The organism is Escherichia sp. KCJ4928 (assembly GCF_004352695.1).
Lineage (GTDB): Bacteria > Pseudomonadota > Gammaproteobacteria > Enterobacterales > Enterobacteriaceae > ECMA0423.
The window spans coordinates 1-255 of sequence record NZ_SJWV01000796.1; the positions used below are offsets into that span (position 1 = coordinate 1).

Annotated in this window: 1 protein-coding gene; it reads right to left on the reverse strand. The window is 56.5% G+C overall.

All coding sequences use genetic code 11. The features are described from left to right. Positions 1 to 255 (reverse strand): autotransporter domain-containing protein (locus E0D98_RS26825; protein WP_131891706.1); only part of this gene is annotated, 255 nt, incomplete at both ends.

Sequence of the window (255 nt, forward strand, 5' to 3'; positions counted from 1 at the left end):
GGCTGTACCCACCAGTTCACCGGCAGTTCACGCACACTGTGTTTTGCACTGTCACGCAGGGGGGCACGGGATGAGGTGCCTTCACCAAAGGTCATATCGTTGTGACTGCCCAGACGGAAACCGGCACGCACATGTTGTGCACTGCTATGCCCGAACTTCACATAACCGGCGTTATCCTGGCCGTCATCCAGGGAAAGTCCCTGCCAGGTGTACTGCAGTTGTGGCTCCAGCATCAGGTTGTCAGTGATACTGAAG